The organism is Moorena sp. SIO3I8 (assembly GCF_010692325.1).
Classification (GTDB): Bacteria; Cyanobacteriota; Cyanobacteriia; order Cyanobacteriales; family Coleofasciculaceae; genus Moorena.
On record NZ_JAAHHW010000026.1, the window covers coordinates 1 to 16,346 of the forward strand.

The 16,346-nt window shown below is 45.3% G+C and carries 14 protein-coding genes and 1 pseudogene; 9 read left to right on the top strand and 6 right to left on the bottom strand.

Annotated elements, in window-relative coordinates; genetic code table 11:
* Positions 1-499 precede the first annotated feature (499 nt).
* The gene (gene hemE / locus F6K51_RS12735; RefSeq protein ID WP_293020813.1) at positions 500-1,561 is read right to left on the bottom strand and encodes a uroporphyrinogen decarboxylase; all 1,062 of its coding nucleotides are present in this window, start codon (positions 1,559-1,561) and stop codon (positions 500-502) included.
* 346 nt (positions 1,562-1,907) lie between these two features.
* On the bottom strand, positions 1,908-2,837 hold the full coding sequence (locus tag F6K51_RS12740; RefSeq protein ID WP_293020814.1) for an LD-carboxypeptidase: 930 nt from the start codon (positions 2,835-2,837) through the stop codon (positions 1,908-1,910).
* 226 nt (positions 2,838-3,063) lie between these two features.
* Between F6K51_RS12740 and ffh the strand changes: the two genes are divergently transcribed.
* A complete protein-coding gene (gene ffh, locus F6K51_RS12745; RefSeq protein WP_293020815.1) occupies positions 3,064-4,503 on the top strand; it encodes a signal recognition particle protein in 1,440 nt (479 codons plus the stop codon).
* Here ffh and F6K51_RS12750 read toward each other — a convergent pair.
* Positions 4,498-4,857: a hypothetical protein gene (locus F6K51_RS12750; protein WP_293020816.1), complete on the bottom strand. Its 360-nt coding sequence runs from the start codon at positions 4,855-4,857 to the stop codon at positions 4,498-4,500. The genes ffh and F6K51_RS12750 overlap by 6 nt on opposite strands.
* A 69-nt stretch (positions 4,858-4,926) precedes the next feature.
* Here F6K51_RS12750 and rpsP point away from each other — a divergent pair, with 69 nt between their 5' ends.
* The 3 genes from rpsP (at position 4,927) to F6K51_RS12765 (ending at position 6,733) form a co-directional block, all read left to right on the top strand.
* Positions 4,927-5,175: a 30S ribosomal protein S16 gene (gene rpsP / locus F6K51_RS12755; RefSeq protein ID WP_071102122.1), complete on the top strand. Its 249-nt coding sequence runs from the start codon at positions 4,927-4,929 to the stop codon at positions 5,173-5,175.
* On the top strand, positions 5,150-5,566 hold the full coding sequence (locus F6K51_RS12760) for a KH domain-containing protein (protein ID WP_075895580.1): 417 nt from the start codon (positions 5,150-5,152) through the stop codon (positions 5,564-5,566). Before rpsP ends, F6K51_RS12760 begins: the two co-directional genes overlap by 26 nt.
* 210 nt (positions 5,567-5,776) lie before the next feature.
* Entirely contained in the window at positions 5,777-6,733 is a 957-nt protein-coding gene (locus tag F6K51_RS12765) for a PhoH family protein (protein ID WP_293020817.1), read from the top strand.
* A gap of 14 nt (positions 6,734-6,747) precedes the next feature.
* Here F6K51_RS12765 and F6K51_RS12770 read toward each other — a convergent pair whose 3' ends face one another.
* Positions 6,748-10,593 (bottom strand): CHAT domain-containing protein, encoded by a 3,846-nt coding sequence (locus F6K51_RS12770; protein ID WP_293020818.1) that lies wholly within the window; start codon positions 10,591-10,593, stop codon positions 6,748-6,750.
* Between the two features lie 707 nt (positions 10,594-11,300).
* Here F6K51_RS12770 and F6K51_RS12775 point away from each other — a divergent pair.
* Positions 11,301-12,128, top strand: coding sequence for a DUF6816 family protein (locus F6K51_RS12775; RefSeq protein ID WP_293020820.1), 828 nt, complete (start codon positions 11,301-11,303; stop codon positions 12,126-12,128).
* Here F6K51_RS12775 and F6K51_RS12780 read toward each other — a convergent pair.
* Together F6K51_RS12780 and F6K51_RS12785 are read right to left on the bottom strand one after the other, a co-directional pair.
* Positions 12,105-12,269, bottom strand: a complete 165-nt coding sequence (locus tag F6K51_RS12780) for a hypothetical protein (RefSeq protein WP_293020821.1) — start codon at positions 12,267-12,269, stop codon at positions 12,105-12,107. The genes F6K51_RS12775 and F6K51_RS12780 overlap by 24 nt on opposite strands.
* 554 nt (positions 12,270-12,823) lie before the next feature.
* Positions 12,824-13,729 (bottom strand): alpha/beta fold hydrolase, encoded by a 906-nt coding sequence (locus tag F6K51_RS12785; RefSeq protein WP_293020822.1) that lies wholly within the window; start codon positions 13,727-13,729, stop codon positions 12,824-12,826.
* Here F6K51_RS12785 and F6K51_RS12790 point away from each other — a divergent pair.
* The 4 genes and pseudogenes from F6K51_RS12790 to frr all read left to right on the top strand — a co-directional run bounded on the left by F6K51_RS12790 (position 13,728) and on the right by frr (position 15,991).
* Positions 13,728-13,949, top strand: a complete 222-nt coding sequence (locus tag F6K51_RS12790; RefSeq protein WP_293020823.1) for a hypothetical protein — start codon at positions 13,728-13,730, stop codon at positions 13,947-13,949. The two genes, F6K51_RS12785 and F6K51_RS12790, sit on opposite strands and share 2 nt — an antisense overlap.
* 108 nt (positions 13,950-14,057) lie before the next feature.
* Positions 14,058-14,606 (top strand): annotated as a pseudogene (locus F6K51_RS12795) (thioredoxin family protein).
* A 121-nt stretch (positions 14,607-14,727) separates the two neighbouring features.
* Positions 14,728-15,456 (top strand): UMP kinase, encoded by a 729-nt coding sequence (gene pyrH / locus F6K51_RS12800; RefSeq protein WP_293020874.1) that lies wholly within the window; start codon positions 14,728-14,730, stop codon positions 15,454-15,456.
* Positions 15,443-15,991, top strand: coding sequence for a ribosome recycling factor (gene frr, locus F6K51_RS12805; protein ID WP_293020825.1), 549 nt, complete (start codon positions 15,443-15,445; stop codon positions 15,989-15,991). Before pyrH ends, frr begins: the two co-directional genes overlap by 14 nt.
* Positions 15,992-16,346 lie beyond the last annotated feature (355 nt).

Below are 16,346 nucleotides of genomic sequence, written 5' to 3' on the forward strand. Positions count from 1 at the left end.
ACCCATGGTCTAGTCACACCCCACTCTAGAGGCTATTAAATTATATTAACACAAATATGATTAATCTAGAATTGCCAAAAGAATAAGAAAAGGTAGTGTTTTTTGTTGGTCTCGCTAACCCCACCTAAATCGAAGATTATAGGTGGGGACTGCGCGAGACATTTTGTTCAACTAGGACTGTCGGCAGCACCCTATCCACAGGCTTCAAATCGGCTGGAACCCAACCTAATATTGAATTTGAGGTGACAACTTTGTTACTCTACTCCGTTATTTTCGGGAGATTTAAAACTGATGGCTTTACTCAGTTACCTTTTCACAGGCTACCCACTCTTGTAGAAGATTATCTGGATGTCAAGCCTAATACTGTTATTGCTTGGTTATTGCATAGGGGCATTGTACCACATTCCCAGAGGAGTTTTGTTGAAAACATGCGGGTATGTTACCCATGCGTAACGCTAATCATGTACTAGATTGCTACTCTCTGTTGTGTTATCGACTATTATGCATGAACAGCCATTAATTGATCTGCCTGTTTGGCAGTTTCAAAGAAGAATCTAACGTTATCTTCTGGAGTTCCGGGTAAAACACCATGACCGAGATTTAAGATATGACCTTCGTTGCCAGCTTTGCGAATAGTATCGACAATGCGATCGCGGATAAAAGCTTGTGACCCAAACAGCACTCCTGGGTCGATATTGCCCTGAACTTTCATCTTATCACCCAATCTTGCTCTAGCTTCTGCCATGTCTACGGTCCAGTCTACGCTGACCATATCAACCCCCGACTGTCCCATGCGTTCAAGCACTCCAGCGCTACCACTGATATAGAGAATGAAGGGGGTATCTGGGTGAGTGGCTTTAACCTGCTTTACTACTCGCTGCTGATAGGGTAAGGCAAAGGTTTCGTAGTCTTGGGGACTCAGTTCACCTGCCCAAGAGTCAAACATTTGTATTACCTGAGCACCGCTATTGATTTGGTAACGGACATAGATAGCGATCGCATCAGCTAGCTTACCCAAGAATTGGTGTAGCATAGCTGGTTGTGAGAAGGCCATCCCTTTAATGATGGAGTAATTTTTAGAACTTTTACCCTCAATGGCATAAGCGCCCAAAGTCCAGGGAGCACCGACAAAGCCCAGCACTGCTGCGTCATTGCCCACTTCGTCCCGTAGCGCCTTCAAAATTTTCCGGATAAACCCAAATTTCTCTAAATCCAACAGATGTAGCTGGTCAATTTGTTCCTGGGTACGGATCGGTTGGTTAATGATTGGCCCTTTACTTTCGACTATATCAAAATCGATACCAATCCCTGGCAATGGAGTTAATATATCTGAGAACAAAATCACTCCATCTGGTCTAAACGCTTTCCAGGGTTGTAGAGAAATCTCAATCGCGATGTCTGGGTTTTCGGAGCGCTCGCGAAAACTCGGATACTTATCCCGTAAATCGCGATAAACCTTCATATAACGACCTGCCTGTCGCATCATCCACACAGGGGGGCGCTCTAACTTCTCACCACGAGCCGCCCTCAACAAATAAGGAACCTGGGTTGACCCAGCCATATGGCATCTATCCTATTATACTTTTTTAAGTGTATTTGTCAGCTTATCATGCTGGTATTCCGTTTACTCTCCTGATTTGAGAAGATTAAAAAAGTGTTAATAATAAGTTACAATCGAAGGTAGTGCCTTGGCCAAAAGGCCACGCTACGCGAACGTTAAAAGGTGATGGAAACAAAGGGAATAACAACCTTTCCAGCTTGGCCAATAGGCCACGCTACGCGAACAACCTGCTAACCTGCTAACTTGCTAACCTCCAACCTGCTAACCTCCAACCTGCTAACCTCCAACCTGCAACCTGCTAACCTGCTAACCTGCTAACCTGCTAACCTGCTAACCTGCTAACCTGCTAACCTCCAACCCAACTCAAGCTCCCGGCCTCAGCATCTAGTTCAACCAGCTGTCCGACAGGAAGGGCAGCGTTAACCCCATCGTGACCAAAAGGCAAGTCAGAGACAACCGGTATACCCAGATCCCAAATGCGATCGCGCAACACTTCCTCCACACTCCAGCTAGGAACATCCTTGGGAGGAGCACAACGGCTAAACCGCCCTAAGGCAATACCTTTCACCCCGGCCATTGCACCACTCATGCGCCACTGAGTCAACATCCGGTCAATGCGGTAGGGAGCCTCGGTGACATCTTCGAGAGCAAGAATAACTCCTGATAATGAAGGTTGTAGGGGTGTACCGAGCAGATGAGTAGCGACCGTAAGATTAGCTGGTAGCAACACACCAGAAACCTTACCACCTCCCCAACCAACCCCTTTCAAGGGAGCTATGGGTCGTCCTTCCACCCAATCAAACAATCGATTGAGTGACCATTCCGGTTCACCAGCAATAGTAGTCAATAACGGACCATGAACACCGGAAACCCCTATCTGACCAAGACTCCACAGTAAAGCAGTAATATCAGAAAAACCAATCAACCACTTCAACTGTTCTGGCCATGTCCAGTCTTCCAGAAGTCTAGCGCTACCATAACCTCCTCTAGCACAGAGAATGCCGCGACATTTGGGGTCAAGACACGCTTCGAGCAACTGTTGGCGTCGCTGACTATCAGTCCCAGCTAGGTAACCTTCCCTAGCGTTCCAGTTGTGTGGTAATTGAACATGGTAGCCACGTGCTCGCCAAATCTCAATCCCCCGATTGAAAGCATCAACCTCACGCAAGGTTCCACTCGGAACAATTACCCGCAATACATCTGGCGGTTTTAAGGGTGGTGGAAGTTGGCATACAGAAACACTAGCCCTAATCTTCTGCACAGAAAGTTGATTCACGCGCTCACCGAATTCCGCAGTAGCTCTTAAGTCATGCCTTGATTTTAACCATTTCAAGAAATTTCACGAATAGCCCAGGGCTAAATGCTTACCAACCAGATTGAACTAAAATCCCCAAAAGCGCTATGCTAGTAAGGTGTGTAGCTAAGAGGTGTGGTATATCAAAACTCTGGCGACTCAGTAAAGTAACCATAAAAACAAAACCATCACAATTGACAATTGACGTATGTTTGATGCTCTCGCCGAACGCTTAGAAGATGCTTGGAAAAAACTACGGGGTCAGGACAAGATCTCTAGTTCTAACATCCAAGACGCCCTAAAAGAAGTGCGTCGCGCCCTCTTATCAGCAGACGTCAACCTACAAGTAGTCAAAGATTTCGTTGCTGGAGTAGAAGCGAAAGCACAAGGCAGTGAAGTCATATCAGGTGTTCGCCCTGACCAGCAGTTCATCAAAATAGTCTACGACGAACTGGTGCAAGTGATGGGGGAAACCAATATTCCCCTAGCCCAAGCAGACACCCCACCAACAGTTGTGCTAATGGCTGGTCTACAAGGTACTGGTAAAACTACGGCTAGTGCAAAACTCGCTTTACATCTGCGTAAGCAAGAACGTAGCTGTTTGCTAGTGGCTACAGACGTGTATCGACCCGCAGCCATTGATCAATTAGTCACCCTCGGTCAACAAATTGATGTACCTGTGTTTGAGTTAGGTACAGAAGCTGACCCAGTAGACATTGCTCGTCAAGGGGTAGAACGGGCAAAAGCAATGGCTATCGATACGGTAATTATCGATACAGCGGGACGACTGCAAATCGACCAAGAGATGATGGGAGAACTCTCCCGCATCAAAGAAACCGTCCAACCCCACGATACCCTACTAGTGGTAGATGCCATGACTGGTCAGGAAGCAGCAACCCTGACCCGCACCTTCCATGAGCAAATCGGCATTACTGGGGCAATTCTCTCCAAACTTGATGGGGATAGTCGTGGTGGTGCTGCCCTTTCAGTCAGGCAAATTTCAGGTCAGCCGATTAAATTTGTTGGGGTTGGGGAAAAGGTCGAGGCACTACAACCATTTTATCCAGACCGCATGGCATCCCGGATTCTGGGTATGGGGGATGTACTGACCTTGGTTGAGAAAGCCCAGGAAGAGATTGACATCGCTGATGCTGAACAGATGCAACAGAAAATGCTGGAAGCAAAATTTGACTTCAGCGATTTCTTGAAGCAGATGCGCCTATTAAAGAACATGGGATCCCTTGGTGGCTTGATGAAACTAGTTCCAGGGATGGGCAAACTCAGTTCTTCTCAACTTCAACAAGGGGAAACCAAGCTCAAGCAGTCCGAAGCTATGATTAGCTCCATGACCTCTGAGGAGCGTCGTAACCCAGATTTATTAGCTAGCTCTCCGAGCCGCCGCCGCCGCATTGCCCAAGGTTCTGGTCATACGGAAAAAGACGTCAGGGGTCTGGTGAGTGAATTTACCAGAATGCGATCGCTCATGCAGCAAATGGGTCAAGGTCAGATGCCAGCCATGGGGGGGTTAGGTGGTATGTTAGGTGGTATGGGTGGTGGAAATCCTCGTAATCTACCTGGTTGGCGTGGTAGTGGCTCTGGCAAGAAAAAGAAAAAAGCTAAGAAGAAGAAGGGATTTGGGCAATTATAGTAGAAGGTTAGCCAGTAGAAGGTTAGCCAGTAGAAGGTTAGAAGGTTGTTCGCGTAGCGTGGCCTTTTGGCCAAGGTTAGAAAGTTGTTCGCGTAGCGTGGCCTTTTGGCCAAGGTTACGCTGAAGGTTAGCCTGTTGTTCGCCTTTGGCGTTCGGTGTAGGGTAGGTTAGCCTGTTGTTCGCCTTTGGCGTTCCCATAGGGTAGGTTAGCTGGTAGAAGGTAACGCGGTAAAAGGTGACACAGAAGAAGGTTAGCCTGAAGGTTAGCCCGTTCCCTGAGGCGTGCGCAGTAGGGTAGCTGAGAAGATTGTGAACAGGTAGCGGCTTGCCTGCTGAGTCAGTTACAATCTTCACAATTCAACCTGTTCACTTTCAAACCCCCAAAGATCGCTTAAAATCAAACAGGTGAATTAATTAGGTACAATGATCAAAATCAGATTAAAACGATTCGGTAAAAAGCGTGAAGTAAGCTATCGAATAGTGGCAATTCCCAGCAGTGCACGCCGTGATGGGCGTCCTCTAGAAGAACTGGGATTCTATAATCCAAGAAATGATGAAACGAGGCTGAATGTACCAGCAATAGTGAAGTGGCTCAAAAATGGAGCTCAGCCAACACAAACCGTGCGTAATATCTTGCAAAAAGCTAATGTTTTTGAACAAATCCGTACCTGAAATCCTATCTGCTTCTGTTAGAGATGATGACCCAGATTATTCAGCACTGGTGAGATTTTTAATCGAGCCGTTCTTGGAATCACCAGACTCCCTCAGCGTAGACTGTGAGAAATCAAATGGGAAAGAGCGTGTCTGGATTCGACTAGCTTTTAATGGAGAGGATAAAGGGCGAGTTTTCGGTCGGGGTGGTCGCAATATTCAAGCGATTCGGACAGTAATTAAAGCAGCAGCCCAAGCTGCTGGCCAAACTGTTTATTTGGATATCTATGAAGGCTCAGGCTCAGGTAGTAGCCCTCGTCGAGACAATGGCCCTAGTCGTAGAACCATTGTCAGAAGAAATTTACCTCGCCGAGTTGCCAGACCTAGAGTAACTCCAAGATTTCCCTCCTAAGTTCTCTATTGCAATAGTTTTGAAGGTTTGGGTAATGAGAGGACAATGGAGAAAAGGGGGTGAAGAACATCCGGCTGCTGTACCTCTCATTACCAATGGCAGGAAACCTTGAAGATTGGTCAAGATTGGTAGATTGAGTTGTCTATTAAGTTACTTTAAGTTACCAGTTAACTTCGATAGTTGAGACAGCAAGCCTGTAGTTGATAAACCTTGAGTGAAGTATCCAAAACAATTGAGCTACCCAGCCCAGAAAGTGCAATCGCCTTGGTTGGAGACCAGGAAGAAAACCTGAAAACCCTATCACGGCAAACCGGTGCGCATCTGGTGCTGCGAGGGCAAGAGTTATTGATTTCTGGCACCCAGAAACAGGTGGAGCGGGTATCATCCCTAGTGCGATCGCTTAAAATTTATTGGATCGAAGGTAAAAGGATTACAGGAGTAGACATCCAAACTGCAATTCATGCCTTAGATACTAAGCGACAGGATGAATTACAAGATTTACATCAAGATGTGCTGGCTCATACTCGCCGGGGTGAGGTAATCCGAGCTAAAACCTTCCGGCAACGGCAGTATATCAAAGCTGTACTAAGCCATGACCTCACCTTCTGTGTGGGACCAGCAGGCACTGGCAAAACTTTCCTAGCTGTGGTAATCGCCGCTCAGGCGTTACTAAATAATCAATATGAACGGCTGATTCTGACACGACCAGCGGTAGAAGCTGGTGAAAAACTTGGCTTTTTACCAGGAGACTTGCAGCAGAAAATTAATCCCTATTTGCGCCCCCTTTATGATGCTCTCCATGAACTGATTGATACAGAGAAGACTGCCAATTTAATGGAACGGGGCATTATTGAAGTGGCTCCCCTAGCGTATATGCGAGGTCGCACCCTCAATAATGCCTTCGTGATTATTGATGAAGCTCAGAATACCACACCAGCCCAGATGAAAATGGTTTTGACTCGTTTGGGTTCACGTTCTCGGATGGTAGTCACTGGTGATCTCACCCAGACCGATTTATCTAGCAACCAACCCTCAGGATTAGCGGTAACCCTAAAAATTTTAAGATCTGTAGAAGGTATTGCTTTCTGCGAACTCACCAATAAGGATGTTGTCCGTAATCCCCTCGTTCAGAGGATTGTTACTGCTTATCAAAATTATGAGCAGTGAATAATTGGTATTCACTACGGATCTCCAACTAGGGTAAAAGCAGCCCAATAGTAGGGATGAGAAAAGCTTTGTTTTCCTGCTCCTGACAATTCTGGCGGTAACGAGATGTTCTTGCCCGAGCCATATAACTGATTATTCTCGATACGCACATTGCCTTGAATCATCGCTAACTGTGCCTGTCGCAAAGCTTCACTTTTACTCGATGTCTTTCTCAACTGACGGTAAAACTCAGTAGTCAGCCCCAGAGCACCTTGATCACTGACATACCAAAGGGTTGCCAAAGTCGAGTCAACTCCTGCCTGAAAGGCTGACCCAGCAAAACCCAACTCCGCTTCTCGATTGCCCAAAGCAGTTCGACAAGCACTGAGTACCAACAACTCTACCGATGGCTCATAAAGCAGATTTTGCATTTCATACAGCCTTAGTTTGTAGTTCCACATCTGAATGTAGGAATCGTTAGGAGTTCCCGAGTTGAACTCTGCATGGGTGGCTAGGTGAATGATCCCATATTGCTGCTGTTGTCGTTGAGCCCTTAAATTGTCCAGAGTAAAGGCTTCGTTGAGAAAAGAGCGACCTTTCCACAGTTTTTCAGTGATGGTGGTTAACTCCACTTCTACCCCAGGCAAAGGCTGTTGATAAGGAAATTTCGATGCTCCCATTGCCAGAACCCGGAAGGGTCTCACATCTGTGTGACGAGAATAGGTTAAGCTCAGACTAGGCACCAAGTTAACACCATATTTCTCAACCAGATATTGTTGCCCATCGTAGATAGCTGCTATAGGTAGGGAGCGCAAACCCTCATCCATAGCAAATATTAGGCTCTGAATCTTGCGGTTATTTAAGTCCTTCTCCAAGGGCCCTATGATCCATTGATAAATTTGCTCAGCTGGGTAATGGTGGGCTTTGGCATCCAAGCTGTCGGGATTGCTAAGCGATCGCTGAAATCTATTAGTCACAGCTAGGACTTGATCACGACTGGCACCATTGATTCGCCGCAGAATTGGATTACCTTCAGCGGTGATCACCAACAGTTCCAGCTGGTCGTTTGGTTTTGGTAAGCAACGCTCTGGTGCTTGAGGCACCTCAGAGAGTCGGTAACCAAACCGTCGGTCGATTTTGGAAACAGGGATTGAGGGACTTTGACATCGAGTGCCTGGTAAGGTACTAGAGTTTTCGACAAAACTGACGTAAATCACCGCAGTCTTTAGCCCTGTCTCCCTCTCAAGCTCCCGAGTCCGATTGCGGACATCATTCTGAGTGTTGATTTTGGTCTTGAACGATCGCTGAAAGTGTGACTGATATTCTTTGGTGAAGGCTTCTTCAATTAAATAAACTGGGTCAGTTTCAGGTGAAACCTCCTCAGTTGGGGAATTTGATTGAGATGAATTAGTAGGGGTTCCAGGTTCTGAACTACCAGGTCCTAAACTACTAGCGTCTGAACTACCAGGGTCTGAACTACCAGGGTCTGAACTACCAGGGTCTGAGCTAGAGGGCTCTTGGGTGTCACTTATAGTCTTGCCAGGAGTGGAAACGACAGGCTGGTCACCATTGTTTCTAGTGTTGGACTCCCTTGTGTCAGAGGGTTTGTCTTTAACAATTCCATCACCTTCGTCCAAGATAGGCTTAAGGTTAGGTTCAGGGTCGGTTTCAGGATTGTCTATAAGGTCGGGTTCACGATTGTCTATAAGGTCGGTTTCTTCTATAAGGTCTGTTTCGTTTTGTTGGTTTGTTTCGTTTTGTTGGTTTGTGTCGTTTTGTTGGTTTGTTTCCTCTTTTGTATTAGTATCTGTGGGGGAAAGCCTAATATTCAAATTCCCATCCCTCTCTTCAACGGAAGCCTGCAAATCTATATCTTCCGGGATTTGATCTCTTATTTTTATTTCCTGCTCTGGGCTGAACTCTTCCTGACTAACAAACTCTACATCACCAGCATCACCACTACCCCGAGCTCTTGTCGTGATCTTCAACTTATCCGAGTCGATAATATCTACGAGATTATCTAAATTTGGAACCTGAAACGTTACTTTCCCAGCATTACCACCCCCTGAAACCTCAGTGTTGATATCGAGTTTTTCTCCCTCTATCTTAATAGAGCCATTTTTAGTTTCCAAAAATACATTACCAGAATTATTACCATTTCTTTCTGTGGTTCTTATTTGGGTAACATCATTTATAACATCACTATTTATATTGCGAAAAATAATGTCACCTTGAGCAGATAAGATTACAGGACCAGCATTACCTTCAATTACAAGAGCATCATCATTAGTATTAACACTGGTGTCGATATTACCAATAGTGATACTGCCTGATGAAGCATCTCCAGAATTGTCGGTAACTTGAGATGAAGCATCTCCAGAATTTACCGCAACTTGATTGCTCAATTCATCTTTATTCAAACCCGCCCTTAAAATCACGGCACGGCTACTTCTTAAAATATTAATATCTGATTGGCCAATCTCTGAAGCTGAATCTGGGTCTAAATCTGCTAGCCCAGTATCTGGTGCAGTGATTTTGATATTGCCACCTTCAATATTGCCTGTGGACTCTACTTTAAGAGAAGAGCCTGTGTAATTCCCAAACCTAACATCTCCGTCAGCAGTGATAATTGGGTCTTGGACGCTAAAAAAGTTACCTGGTTGACCAGCTAAATTCTCAATTGAGAAATTACCGCCACTGGCAAAGTGAGCATCTGTAGAGATATTGCCATCGCTGACCAATGTCAAGTTGCCACCACTCTGGAAGCGGGTGTTGGGATTCTTCAGTGCTAGGATATCAATGCCCCCATCCCCCTGAATCTTGAGGTTTCCTCCTGCTACAGCTTGGAAGGAATTATCTGTTGTGTCCCTGATCAGTACCGTATTCTTGGCCAATAGGCTTAAGTCCCCGGTGCTAGATAGCTGGCTTTCCTTGAGAGTCAAGTTATTATTAGCAGACAGGATTGCCCTTGGTGCTGTTAGGTCCTTAACAGTTACATCCCCAGGCGCTATAGTGATGCCAGAACTAGTCAAGGTCACGGTGTCATCACCATTATCCGTGAATTCTGTGGCATGACTGACACCATCCCCGGTTAATAGCTTCGGTAAAGAGAGCGGTGTAAAAGATTGTTCTGGTGTGGAGGGATTTGAGGTTAGGGGTTCAACTTCCAAATTCAGCAAACTTCCTGGCTGGCTAATTTTTACCAAACTTTCCCCAGGCACAGCAGCTATAGTAATTGTTCCTTCTGGAAGCTCCAGTTGATTGGTGTTGATGACAGTACCACCGATTAAAGTCAGGTTATTTCCTTCTAGGATTTCTATACCCTCATTAAAAATTAGTCCCGGTGTCTCGGATGTATCAAACGCAAAGGCACTGGGTGTACCGACTAAGGTAGAGTACTCATTGGCACTAAAGGCATTAAACCAATTGTCATCACCAAAGCCAATCCTAGTCGCCGTAGTTGCGGTGAATGAAGCGGGGACATTCAGCTGGGCATTAGCACCAAAAATTATCCCTGCTGGGTTCATTAAAAACAGGCTAGGGTTGCCCTCCCCTGTGATTTTTATTAGACCGTTGATCACAGAAGCATTACCACCGGTGACCCGACTCAGAATGTTTTGTATATCCGGTTGAGATAGGAAGTTAGCAATTTGGTCTTGGTCTAGACCAAACTCCTGAAAGCTGTGAAAGAGATTATCTTCAGAGCGGATGCCACCATCAATGTCAAATTGATTGCCATCGAGGGTGACTTGGGTCGGAGTGCTACCATCGGCTTGAATGGGCTGGGCTTGAGTTGGCATGACACCAATATGGGCTACCAACAAAGATACGGCTGCCAGGGACTGGCTGATTTGACTCACAGCTAATTTGATTTGGCTCATGGGTAATATCGTTTTTAATCGGCTATCCTGAATTCCAAAATGCATTAGTCAACTACAGGATGAGATTAGCAATTTCCTAATACGTCTGTTTTTAAGCTGAGGTCAGATGCACCCTGGGGTATCAGCTGCTTAGGAGTGAATCACACTGAATCACACTGAATCACACTGAATTACACTGAATCACAATACTGAGGGGAATAGTACTATGAGTCAGGGTTTGGTAAACATCAGGCTGGTGACCTTAACTGAAATCTTGAAGCCTTTATTAAGATATAAGTATATACACTAGTATTATATATACACTTTTATTATTAACATTACTGATTAACTTTGTTCCGGTTAATTTATATTAACTTAACTAAATCTTTTTGATATAGCCACATAGTTTCAAGCTTTCTATGGTAAGCTGGTAAGATTAATTTTTAATTACCAGTAATTGAAGTAAAAGTAAGTGAAATCATCGATTATCAAGAACTCTACAGATTTTGGACAGTTTTCGCGAGAGTGAACTCTAGTTGACAGTTAGCCCTGGATTAGGCTAAAGGATATATAACAGGATATCTCAGTGGAAACACCGACAGCGCAGACACCCAAAGTTAAAATGGTAATGGTCAGCACTCCCCTCTTGCTTTGATTCACCGCTTAGATGGGGTGACCTGCCTTACCGGCAAGATAGCTTACAAGTCTAAGGTGAGAGGAATTGTGGTGTGAGAAGAATTTTGGGATTATGTCTGGTGTTAACCTTGCTCCTGGTTGGTGGTGAGGCTCAGGCAGGAGAGTTAGCTCAGCGTTTAGGTCAGTTTCCCGATTGGAAAAGCAAACCGCCAGTCACAGCGGCGACGGGGGATTTGGTATATCCCACTTGGATCAAGGGGACTTGGAAAGTTACCAGCACTCTGATCGAGCAGATAGCACCTCTAGCACCAGAAATAGTCACCCCAGGATTTGAAGGTAATCGCAGTCATCTCAAGGAGCCCATTAGTTTTCTGGTGCGGTTTCAACAAGTTGGGAAATCAAGCTCAGGACTTGGGGATTGGTTTATTCCCTTTAGAACTAGACGTTATAGAAAAAATCTATCAGTATTAAAACCTACCTCAGAGGTGGTTGCTGAAGACGTGGTTGCTGACCGAGCGTTCAATGGGTTGAATATTGCTAGGGCTTACCTAGGCGATCCCATAATTAGAGCTGTCAAAGTAGACCCCAATTCCCCTAATCGTCAGGTTACCCTTCTGCGCACCGGGAGCCAACTAGTTTCAGTGATTACTGGTCGCGCTTCTGAAATACCAGCTCCGGATCAGTTTATTGCCACAGAAGTTGTCAACCAAGTCTTTCGCGGTACTCGCCGACCTTTTTTCAACGAAGTAGAAACCACAACAGCATATCAGTTCTATAAATCACCTAGTCCGATGATTAAGGCTGACCAAGTCACAGCAGTTTATCTGTCACCACAAGACCCCGATTACTTTAAAGCCTTGGAAAAACCTGTGGCTCTCTATCGCTATCGATTAGAGCTAGTAGCAGTCAAGGACGGTTGAAGGTTGTTCGCGTAGCGTGGCCTTTTGGCCAAGGTTGTTAAAGGGTTTAAGGTTAACAGGTTGAAGGTTGAAAGTTGTTCGCGTAGCGTGGCCTTTTGGCCAAGGTTGAAAGTTGTTCGCGTAGCGTGGCCTTTTGGCCAAGGTTAACCCCTTGAAGGTTAACCGGTTGTTCGCGTAGCGTGGCCAAAGGCCAAGGTTGTTAAAGGGTTGACGTTTGTTCGCGTAGCGTGGCCAAAGGCCAAGGTTGTTAAAGGGTTGACCGTTGAATGTTACGGTAATGGTTTTAGGGGTTAGGTGTTGGGTTAAGAGTACTAGTGGCGTTGGGAAGGTGTTGGGGGATTTGCGATCGCGATTGTAACTGGGTAACCTTCAACCTTCAACCTTAAACTTTAAACCTTAAACTTTAAACCTTAAACCTTCAACCTTAAACCTTAAACCTTGGCCTTTCGGCCACGCTACGCGAACAACCTTCAACCCACTAACCTTCAACCTTAAACCTTAAACTTTCAACCTTCAACCCACTAACCTTCAACCTTAAACCTTAAACTTTCAACCTTCAACCCACTAACCTTCAACCTTCAACCCACTAACCTTCAACCTTCAACCCACTAACCTTCAACCCACTAACCTTCAACCTTCAACCCACTAACCTTCAACCTTCAACCTTCAACTGTGTAACCTTAAACTGGGTAACCTTAAACCTGATTTTCCCCAATCCAATTGAGCAAAATCGGGTTGACTATCTCTGGTGCTTCATCTTGGGGACAATGGCCCAAACCTTCTAAAGGAATAAACTTTTCTACCGTCGGGAATTTCGCTAATTCTCGTCCTAAGTCAATGGGTTCCCAAGGGTCTTCGGTGCCCCATAGTATGATGGCAGGACAAGGCAAAATTGGGATCAGGTCTTCTGGTAGTGGTCCTTGAGAATAGCTAGTAAAGGCAATAAAAACATCAGCTGCACCGGGATCAGCTGCTGGTGCCATGATTAGATCAACCAGTTCATCAGTTACGGCTTCTGGACGACAGTAGGCTTGCAACAGAATATTACGCACTACTTTAGGCTTAGCCAGCTGACTAAAAAAATACTGGCCAACCCACTTAATTTTTAAGAATCGTTGAAGTACTGGTGCGCCAAGACGCTGATACCAAGGGAGTTCAGCCCGTTTACGCTCATGGAGTAGTCGTAGAGAAAAGTTGAGCAGGGCGACTCCTTTGGCTAGCTCTGGATTATCTACAGCGGTTTGCATTAGGGCAATACAACCAATAGAGTTTCCGACTAAAAATGCCGGACCACCAACCACCTCCCGACAGAAATCCGCAATTTGTTGCCCCCAGGTTTCAAAGGTATAGTCTATCTCTATACCAGGAGTTGGTTTAGCTGAAGCGCCAAAGCCAATCAAATCAATGGCATAACATCGGCAGGTTTCCCCCAACACTGGCAAGGTCTTGCGCCAATGTCCGGAAGATGCCCCAAAGCCATGCACCATCACCACAGCTGGTCCAGAATTACCGTAAGCTTTATACCCAATCGAAAAGCCCTGCCACATCCAGGTTTTTGTTTCAATCTGATCCCTGATTGGGGCTGTGAAAGAGGAGGACATGCTCAAAAAATCCCAAGTTATGCCATATTTACCTTTACATTGTGTAACAAACTCGGCTAACTCTGGTAAATCGTCAGCTGCAGGAGTGGTGATTTTACGGATTGCCTATTCAGCCACGACAACCTATGGTAGAGGTTGCCAAAATGCTCCAGAAGCTCTTTTAGATTCTGAGCAGGTCAATAGGCTCGATGTAGAATTGGGTCGGGAAATTTACCCTTGATGCTAAATTCGTCTATGAGCTAATTGGCGATCGCATCATCTCCCCTTAAGCAAAGCTTCCATGCTAAAGGGGGTTGACCCATCACCCATCACCTATCACCCATCACCCATGACTATAGAAAACATCATCATCACCATTGGCAGTTATGCTCCGGATTTTGAATTGCCGGGAACTGATGAGCAGGTTCACCATCTCTGCCGTTACTTAGAACATTTCTCAGGAGTGGGAGTTATTTTCTTAGGCAACAACTGCCCCTATGTCAATTGCTACATCCCAAGACTCAAACACATTCAAGACCAGTTTGAACATCAAGGTTTTACCCTAGTGGGCATTAATGCCAATGATGTTTATCAGTACCCCGCAGAGAGTTTTGAGGAGATGAAGCAGTTCTGCCAAGATCAGCAATTGAATTTTCCTTACCTTTGGGATCCAACTCAAGATGTAGCTCACAGCTTTGGTGCCCAGAAAACCACTGAGGCATTTTTAATTGACAATAATGGAATTGTATGCTATAATGGATAGATTGATGATAATCCAAAAGATGGTGACGCAGTACAAGCCGATTACTTACACAGTGCGATCGCGTCTCTTTTAGCAGGGCAAGACATTTCACCACAATCAACTAAGGTAACTGGTAGTCCTATTCAGTGGCGATAATCCTTAAGCTGGGATTAAAAATGAGCGACCAGGGATCAGCGATCAGCTATGACCCATGACGAATGACAAATTTGACTGTTATCTTGATGTGGATAACAATTTCATAACAAAGAGTCGTGGCATGGGGATAAAATACCAAAGGGTTTTACTAAAATTGAGCGGTGAAGCCTTGATGGGCAATTTGGGCTACGGCATCTCACCGGAAGTGGTTCAGGAAATAGCAGCTGAAGTCGCTGCCGTTTTGAATGAAGGTGTTCAAATGGCAATCGTTGTCGGTGGTGGCAATATCTTTCGCGGACTCAAAGCTGCAGCGGGGGGGATGGATCGGGCAACTGCTGACTATATCGGTATGATTGCGACAGTGATGAATGCCTTGACTTTGCAAGATGCTCTAGAACGAAACGATATCCCGACACGGGTGCAAACTGCAATCGAAATGCAGGAAGTGGCAGAACCCTATATCAGGCGTCGTGCCATTCGCCACCTGGAAAAAGGACGAGTGGTAATTTTTGGTGCAGGTAGTGGTAATCCATTCTTTACCACTGACACTACGGCTGCTTTACGAGCGGCAGAAATCGATGCTGAGGTAATATTTAAGGCAACTAAAGTTGATGGTATTTATGATTGTGATCCTAACCTGAATCCTAATGCCCGACGGTATCAGAGCCTGACTTACAGCCATGTCCTAAGTCAGGATTTGCGGGTGATGGATAGTACTGCGATCGCATTATGTAAAGAGAATAACCTCCCAATTATGGTATTTGATCTAAGGGTGCGGGGTAATATTCACCGCGCTGTTATGGGAGAAACTGTTGGAACAATAGTGGGAGGTTCCTGTGAAATTAGCTGATGTCGAAACCAGTATGCAGAAAGCTGTTGAGGCCACTCAACGGGCGTTCAATACCATTAGAACGGGTCGCGCCAGTACTAGTCTATTGGATCGGGTGATGGTTGAGTACTATGGTACCCCAACCCCCCTGAAATCTTTGGCTAATATCAACACGCCAGACGCTAGTACAATCACCATCCAACCTTACGACAAAAGTATGCTGAGCCAGATCGAGAAAGCCATTACTCTTTCGGATCTGGATTTGCCTCCGAACAACAATGGTGAAGTTGTGCGGTTAAATATTCCTCCACTCACTAGCGAGCGTCGTAAAGAATTTGTCAAAATGGCAAGTAAGTTTGCGGAGGAAGGTCGAGTATCGATTCGCAATATCCGTCGTGATGGCGTTGACTCTGTCCGAAAAGAGGAAAAAAATAAGGAAATCTCTGAGGATGAGTCACGGGATTTGCAGGAGGAGATTCAGAAGTTGACGAATAAATACACAAAAAAAGTTGATGAAGTGTTCGCGGCTAAAGAAAAAGACATCATGACTGTGTAATGCTACTATGTAATGCTACTGTGTAATGCTATTCTCGGTGGGGGGTGAGTTCATTTTGGCAACTCTTCCCTCTATCGGCATTCACAGTTGTGTGTAATTGTTGTACTTGTGTACTTACTAGTTATTTGATACTGATTGGAAAATGACCCGCTCATCCCACGACTAGCCAGGTCTAGGATGAGCGGATATTTTTAATCTACTTGAACCAAATGACCCGCTCATGCCACGACTAGCCAAGTCTAGGATGAGCGGAATTTTTCAATCTACCTGAACACTTTGTTAATTTTCTCATATTTTTTATTGTTGAACAAAAAAATAAGATTCAGGCATAAAATGACTCAATGCTCGATTTGGC

Excerpts from the sequence above, each read along its gene's own strand:
- F6K51_RS12760 (WP_075895580.1), top strand. The coding sequence starts at position 5,150 with ATGTTTTTGAACAAATCCGTACCTGAAATCCTATCTGCTTCTGTTAGA.
- pyrH (WP_293020874.1), top strand. The coding sequence starts at position 14,728 with ATGGGGATAAAATACCAAAGGGTTTTACTAAAATTGAGCGGTGAAGCC.
- F6K51_RS12785 (WP_293020822.1), bottom strand. The coding sequence starts at position 13,729 with ATGTCCTCCTCTTTCACAGCCCCAATCAGGGATCAGATTGAAACAAAA.
- hemE (WP_293020813.1), bottom strand. The coding sequence starts at position 1,561 with ATGGCTGGGTCAACCCAGGTTCCTTATTTGTTGAGGGCGGCTCGTGGT.
- F6K51_RS12770 (WP_293020818.1), bottom strand. The coding sequence starts at position 10,593 with ATGAGCCAAATCAAATTAGCTGTGAGTCAAATCAGCCAGTCCCTGGCA.
- ffh (WP_293020815.1), top strand. The coding sequence starts at position 3,064 with ATGTTTGATGCTCTCGCCGAACGCTTAGAAGATGCTTGGAAAAAACTA.
- rpsP (WP_071102122.1), top strand. The coding sequence starts at position 4,927 with ATGATCAAAATCAGATTAAAACGATTCGGTAAAAAGCGTGAAGTAAGC.
- F6K51_RS12790 (WP_293020823.1), top strand. The coding sequence starts at position 13,728 with ATGCTCAAAAAATCCCAAGTTATGCCATATTTACCTTTACATTGTGTA.